The organism is Staphylococcus sp. EG-SA-2 (assembly GCF_017152085.1).
On record NZ_JACYHC010000429.1, the window covers coordinates 1 to 5,662 of the forward strand.

Consider the following 5,662-nt stretch of genomic DNA (forward strand, 5'->3'; position numbering starts at 1 on the left):
TCTTCTTTAAATGCGTTTCTTAACTTCTTAAACAATCTATATAAATCCGTCCACAAATCATAAAATACTTTTTCAGAGACATTATACTCTCTAGGGATATATGTGTAATAATTCAATTCATCACTACCTGGTTTAGTATAATTAAAAACGACTTCTCCACCTTCATCATCTACATAAGCAATTGTATATACTTTTTCCCACTCTACTGGTATCATCCCACTGATTTCATTTGCAATTTCATTGTACATTTGACTTAGTTTTTCTTCGAAAATCATATTATCGCCCCTATAGTTCAGCTTCATCTTGCTCTTTAATATATTGCTCGATTTCTTTAACTTCTTCCATTTCGTATTCCATTTCTGGTATAACCCCAAATTTTTTATACATATAATAATTTTCACGGCCTAATTGATCAAACTCTGTATTTATCCAATCAATATAATCAAATGAAACTTTTAATTTACCTTCGCTTGTAAAGTCAAATTCACATGATGTCCATGGTTCTAAATCTTCTTCTTTAAATGCGTTTCTTAACTTCTTAAACAATCTATATAAATCCGTCCACAAATCATAAAATACTTTTTCAGAGACATTATACTCTCTAGGGATATATGTGTAATAATTCAATTCATCACTACCTGGTTTAGTATAATTAAAAATGACTTCCCCAGCTTGATCAGTTACATAAGCTATTGTAAATACTTGCTCCCATTCTACTGGTATCATCCCACTAATCTCATTCGCAATCTCGTTGTACATTTGACTTAATTTTTCTTCAAAATTCATGTTATCGCCCCTATAGTTCAGCTTCATCTTGCTCTTTAACATAATCTTTTATTTTTTTACCCAATTTATGGCATATTCTTTTTCAGGCCAAATTCCAAATTTTTTATACATGTAATAATGTTCTCTTCCCATTTGTCCAAACTCTGAATTCGCCCAATCAATATAATCAAATGAAACATTCAATTTGCCGTCTCTTGTAAAGTCAAATTCACATGATGTCCATGGTTCGAGTCCTTCTTCTTTAAATAAATCTCTTAGTTTATCAAATTGCTTATATAATTCATATACTGAGTCCATAAATTCTGATCTTGATATATTATATTTATTTAACACGCTCGTATAGTAAAATAATTCATCACTTCTTGGTTCAGTATAATTGTAGAACACTTCTCCACTTCTTTCATTTACATAAGCCATTGCATATACCTTTTCCCATTCTACCGGTATCATACTGCTAATTTTATTTGCAATTTCATTGTACATTTGACTTAGTTTTTCTTCGAAAGTCATATTATCGCCCCTATAGTTCAGCTTCATCTTGCTCTTTAATATATTGCTCGATTTCTTTAATTTCTTCCATTTCATATTCCATTTCTGGTATAACCCCAAATTTTTTGTACATATAATAATTTTCACGGCCTAATTGATCAAACTCTGTATTTATCCAATCAATATAATCAAGTGAAACTTTTAATTTACCTTCACTTGTAAAATCAAATTCACATGATGTCCATGGTTCTAAATCTTCTTCTTTAAATAAATCTCTTAACTCCTCAAACAAATCATATAAATCCATCCATAAATCATCAAATACTTGCACAGAAATGTTATACTCCTTAGGTATATCGGTGTAATAATTCAAGTCATCACTACCTGGTTTAGTATAATTAAAGAATACTTCACCTCCTCCATCATCTATATAAGCCATTGTATATACTTTTTCCCACTCTACCGGTATCATACTGCTAATCTCATTCGCAATCTCATTATATAATTTGCTTATTTTCTCTTCGAAAGTCATGTTATCACCTCTATTGTTCAGCTTCTTCTTGCTCTTTAATATATTGTTCGATTTCTTTAACTTCTTCCATTTCATATTCCATTTCTGGTATAACCCCAAATTTTTTGTACATATAATAATTTTGACGGCCCAATTGATCAAACTCTGTATTGATCCAATCTATATAATCAAATGAAACTTTTAATTCACCTTCTTTTGTAAAATCAAATTCGCATGATGTCCATGGTTCATATCCTTCTTCTTTAAATATATTTCTTAAATTTTGAAATTGTTTATACAACTCATACGCTGAGTCCATAAATTCTGATTCCGATATATCATATTTATTTAATACACTAGTATAGTAGTATAATTCATTGCTTCCAGGTTCTGTGTAATAGTAGAACACTTCTCCACCTTCATCATCTATATAAGCCATTGTATATACTTTTTCCCACTCTACTGGTATCATGCTACTAATCTTATTCGCAATCTCGTTGTACATTTGACTTAATTTTTCTTCGAAAGTCATGTTATCGCCCCTATGTGTTCGAAATATCTCTTGATTAAACTATTAATTTATTCTCTACACTTATTTCCGTTAAATAAAAAGCATTAAACAACACCCAAATGTCGCTTAATGCTTCTTCAAATTCGTTTTACTTATCTTAAACCTAAATATGCTAATAAATTTAAAACAAAAGCAATTATTGTTACGATAATTGCAATTTGCAATAACTTCGAACCTTTTTCAGCATCGTATTTTTTATAATTAATACTACAAACAATACTTCCAATACCAAATAGCGGTGTAACTACTGTTAATACAATAAATACCCATGTTGCAATTTTTAAGCCATTGCCTTGTTTTTGGTTTTCCATCTCATTAACTCCTACTCATTATTTTGTCTTTCAATTTATTTAACTATTTATAATTATAGTAAAAAAGATATTAATAGTATATACTTTTTCATCATTTCATAAATAAAATTTACCCACACCTATATGTAATACAATTATAATAATCTTGATAAAATCATATTCAAAATAAATATCCAACAACTGAATAATATTGGCCTTATTACAACAAAAGCAAACGCTCCTTTTCTAACTCTAATAAACAAATCTCAAACTGCAAATATAATAATGATAAATAAGCTGAGTATGAAAAATGAGATACTTAAGTCACGTGTTTCTGCAGTGATTTGAGGTGTTGACTTTAATGTCATTAATACCGTTAGTACTATAGCTACTATCAAAGAAATAATCCCTTTATACTTAGCTATTTCAATATTTATACGTAAGCTTTCAACTGAATTGTATTCAGATTTATTAACTATTCCACTTGAACTATCTGTAATGTTCTTATATTTTAGTAATAGTGGTCTGTTCCAAAGATTTCTAATAGCCATCCATGCATAAAACAAACTCCCCATATACAAAATCACATTGAAATTTGTTAATTGATCATAGCTGTCGCCTATAAAGATATAAGTGATACCAATTATTACAAACAAAATGGCATAGATGATTATAGGCAATACTACTATTTTTTCAGAATACATCACAGCAGTTAAATATATAATATAATACAGTCCGGCTACGACAATTAATAATAAGAACTCCATATTCGCACCTCAATATTCCATAACTTTTACTTTAATATCAATCCACTTAAATCCATTCACATCATTGAGTATAAAATAATATGGTGATATACGTTGAAGTTGATTTTCTTAATTTAAGTATACTTCACAGTATTTACAAAATCATTTAGTCATCATCTTCTGTGTTTAATTCAAAAATATAGAATCTACTGTATTGCATAATAAATTGAAATGCCACAAATTGTGCTCCAGCGATAACCAACATGCTCACAATAATTATAAACTTGGATTCTACGACATTAGGAATCAATATATATTCGATAATTTTTTCAATATATATAAATGAGCTCAACGCAGTTAATAATAAACCGAAATGTGTTTTAGTTTTACCCCCCCAGCGTTTTGTTACTTTAGGTAATTTTAACAACGTAAACATTCCGCCAATTACTAATAATAAATAGCTAATTATGATTGAAATCGTACCCATTAACCAATAATTGAATAAATCGTAATGGTTTTGTACAGCTGCAAAATAATAAAGGTTACACAGTGCAAATACTACAGTGATAGTAGTTAACACATTTATAATAACTAAAAATCGAGCATATATTTTTTTATATTTCCGTGCACTTTCTTTTTCGAAATCTATAAACCTAATCCATTGAAGTAAACTAATTACAATAATTATTAATTCTATAATTGTCGTTATCTTTAAATAGTTTGGAAACCTTTCATAATCTAAACCAAAAAAGAAAGTTAGACATGAAAAAAGTATCAAAAACAATGATATTAAACTTAAGGCTTGTGCACCTGGCTTTCGAAGAGTATCAATATTTTCTTTAGTAGTCATATCTGTCTCCTATACATTATCTTTTAAATAGCATATTACGTATTTAAAGTTATAAGTACTTAGGTTTTTATCTATACAAAGCATAAAACTATCTTTATATTATTATTTGACGAGCATCAACTTTACGGTATCTATTGCTTTTTACTTAACCGCCAAAAAAGACTAAACAAAGCTTTATTGTTTAGTCTCACATTAAGATTGTCTATTCTTCTTGCTCTTTAATATATTGCTCGATTTGTTTAACCTCCTCCATTTCATATTCCATTTCTGGTATAACCCCAAATTTTTTGTACATATAATAATTTTCACGGCCCAATTGATCAAACTCTGTATTTATCCAATCTATATAATCAAATGATACTTTCAATTTACCCTCTCTTGTAAAGTCAAATTCACATGATGTCCATGGTTCTAAATCTTCTTCTTTAAATAAATCTCTTAACTCCTCAAACAAATCATATAAATCCATCCATAAATCATCAAATACTTGCACAGAAATGTTATACTCCTTAGGTATATCGGTGTAATAATTCAAGTCATCACTACCTGGCTTAGTATAATTAAAGAATACCTCCCCTCCTCCATCATCTATATAAGCCATTGTATATACTTTTTCCCACTCTACCGGTATCATATTGCTAATCTCATTCGCAATTTCATTGTATATTTTGCTAAGCTTCTCTTCAAATGTCATGTTGGCACCTCTACTTATTTAATATTCTTCTAATATTTCTTTTACCATTAATTTCATATTCAACTTTAAATATAGTCGGCCTTTGACTATTACCTTTATATTTAACTTCTATTTTAATATTTTCTATTGATTTTCCAGACTTGATTGCCTTTTCCCATAGTTTTTCCAACTTGTACCAATCACCATTTTCCTTAAATGAACGGTTGATATATTTACTTTGTGCTACAAGGTTATCTATGTCTTTTGACCCACCAAACATTCTGGCGATTAAGTGACCTCCATCATCGTCTGGTAATCTATCCTCTCCTCCCACAGTTCTTTGTGCATGGTTATTACGACCGCCATCTTTTAGAGAAAGATTGTCTACATAAACTTCTTTTATGCGCCCTTTATGATCAGTCCGATATATGTGACCAGTTGGTGTTGTATATTCTATATTTGCTTTTAGTTTCTTAGGTCTAAGTCTTGCATATTGCTCTCCATATTTGACCTTGGTGTAGTTTGGTGATTCAACATATTTTGATAAATTTATTTCATGGCTACTTACACTATGTTTACCTTCACTTCTCACCATACTATCTTTCGGACCATGTGTCACGTGATTTTGTGGTGTAACAGCACGTTTCATGTTTTGACCCATGTTTCTCAAAGTAGTTGTTTCAGCAAATTTTATACCACCCATTCCCGCTGGTGCAAGTTGTTGTTTAAATGGATGTGCTATTTCT

At 29.6% G+C, this 5,662-nt stretch carries 8 protein-coding genes and 2 pseudogenes; all 10 read right to left on the reverse strand.

The genetic code is table 11. From position 1 onward, the window contains the following. Positions 1-275 (reverse strand): TIGR01741 family protein (locus IDG60_RS05055; protein WP_031762347.1); only part of this gene is annotated, 275 nt, incomplete at its 3' end. A gap of 10 nt (positions 276-285) precedes the next feature. Continuing rightward, the gene (locus IDG60_RS05060) at positions 286-786 is read right to left on the reverse strand and encodes a TIGR01741 family protein (protein WP_001008493.1); all 501 of its coding nucleotides are present in this window, start codon (positions 784-786) and stop codon (positions 286-288) included. A 10-nt stretch (positions 787-796) separates the two neighbouring features. Next, positions 797-1,296: pseudogene (locus IDG60_RS05065) on the reverse strand (TIGR01741 family protein). 10 nt (positions 1,297-1,306) lie between these two features. Further along, a complete protein-coding gene (locus tag IDG60_RS05070) occupies positions 1,307-1,807 on the reverse strand; it encodes a TIGR01741 family protein (RefSeq protein WP_000141941.1) in 501 nt (166 codons plus the stop codon). A gap of 10 nt (positions 1,808-1,817) precedes the next feature. Then, positions 1,818-2,318: a TIGR01741 family protein gene (locus tag IDG60_RS05075; RefSeq protein WP_000142138.1), complete on the reverse strand. Its 501-nt coding sequence runs from the start codon at positions 2,316-2,318 to the stop codon at positions 1,818-1,820. Positions 2,319-2,449: 131 nt separating this feature from the next. After that, a complete protein-coding gene (locus tag IDG60_RS05080) occupies positions 2,450-2,668 on the reverse strand; it encodes a hypothetical protein (protein ID WP_000431307.1) in 219 nt (72 codons plus the stop codon). A gap of 134 nt (positions 2,669-2,802) precedes the next feature. Next, a pseudogene (locus IDG60_RS05085) lies at positions 2,803-3,414 on the reverse strand (DUF5080 family protein). Positions 3,415-3,559: 145 nt separating this feature from the next. Further along, entirely contained in the window at positions 3,560-4,243 is a 684-nt protein-coding gene (locus IDG60_RS05090; RefSeq protein ID WP_000208417.1) for a DUF5079 family protein, read from the reverse strand. Between the two features lie 202 nt (positions 4,244-4,445). Then, positions 4,446-4,937: a TIGR01741 family protein gene (locus IDG60_RS05095; protein WP_000142044.1), complete on the reverse strand. Its 492-nt coding sequence runs from the start codon at positions 4,935-4,937 to the stop codon at positions 4,446-4,448. 10 nt (positions 4,938-4,947) lie between these two features. After that, a partial coding sequence (locus IDG60_RS05100; RefSeq protein ID WP_206160538.1) for a DNA/RNA non-specific endonuclease occupies positions 4,948-5,662 on the reverse strand: 715 nt, incomplete at its 5' end.